Here is a 1,087-nt window from a genome sequence, read left to right as displayed (position 1 = left end):
GTTTTGGAGAACGTGGAGACTTAAACAAAGCGCTTCAGAATACTTCAGTTAACGATTTTAAAATCCTGCTATCTCACGATCCTTCGCATTGGGATGCACAGGTAAAAAATTATCCTTCAAAAATCCAACTTTCATTGGCTGGACATACACACGGTATGCAGTTTGGTATCGAAGCTTTTGGCATCAAATGGAGTCCGGTGAAATATCGTTATAAACATTGGGCGGGTATTAAAACCGAAAATGGAAGATACCTTAATGTAAACAGAGGCTTCGGTTTTCTTGGTTTTTCAGGCAGGATTGGGATCTGGCCGGAGATTACAGTGATAGAGTTGAAGAGGAAGTAAACAACAAATGCCCCGAATTGGGGCATTTGTTGTTTATAGCAGTATCGTCATTGCGAGAAGGCTTTTTCAGCCGACGAAGCAATCTTAATGCGCTCGCTAATAGCGATAGTTGTAAGATTGCTTTGTCGTTCCTCCTCGCAATGACGATTTAGCTTAAAAACTAGTAATTAAGCGTATACGTTAAATTATACGTACGGCCGCGGCCTGCATAATAAAAAGTTTCTGGTTTTGCCAAAGCTTGATACATCAATACCGAACGTTGGCTCCAAACTGTTTGGTAATTTTTGTTCAACAGGTTTTGTACACCAAATGATAAACTTCCAGTAAATAATTTCACCGAACCCAATAAATCAACAGTAGTGAAACCTTTTAACTCATTTTGCACCACAACATTTCCAACTGTAGCATAACCTTTCGAATCAAAGTAGTGGAAAGCCTGCGCCTTTATTCCAAAAACTTTTCCGTTATAACCCAGATAACCCGCAACTTTTGATGGACTTGCAACTGTTACATCCTGTAATGACCAGGTGCCATCAACATTTTGTTTCTGTGTTTTAATATACATACCATTTACACCAGCTTCGAAACCATTTTTCAGGTTTAATGATAATGAACCTTCAACACCTAAATTCCTAACATTTTCATCAAAAACTTCGATGTTGAATGTACTATTGGTTTTTACATTTTTATCAGATAAGGCATAAAAACCAGCTACCTGTGCATTAAATACACCTGAGCGGTAA

Annotated in this window: 1 protein-coding gene and 1 pseudogene; one reads left to right on the top strand and one right to left on the bottom strand. The window is 38.3% G+C overall.

Annotated elements, in window-relative coordinates; translation table 11 throughout:
* Positions 1 to 344 (top strand): metallophosphoesterase (locus tag AC1DPQ_RS28545; protein ID WP_477611682.1); only part of this gene is annotated, 344 nt, incomplete at its 5' end.
* A 160-nt stretch (positions 345 to 504) separates the two neighbouring features.
* Here the strand turns inward: AC1DPQ_RS28545 and AC1DPQ_RS28540 are convergent.
* Positions 505 to 1,087: pseudogene (locus AC1DPQ_RS28540) on the bottom strand (hypothetical protein); the annotation flags it as partial.

Source organism: Pedobacter sp. 01T416_2, from assembly GCF_056398925.1.
The sequence above is the reverse complement of the archived record's forward strand: the minus strand, read 5'-3'. Positions and strand labels throughout refer to the sequence as shown.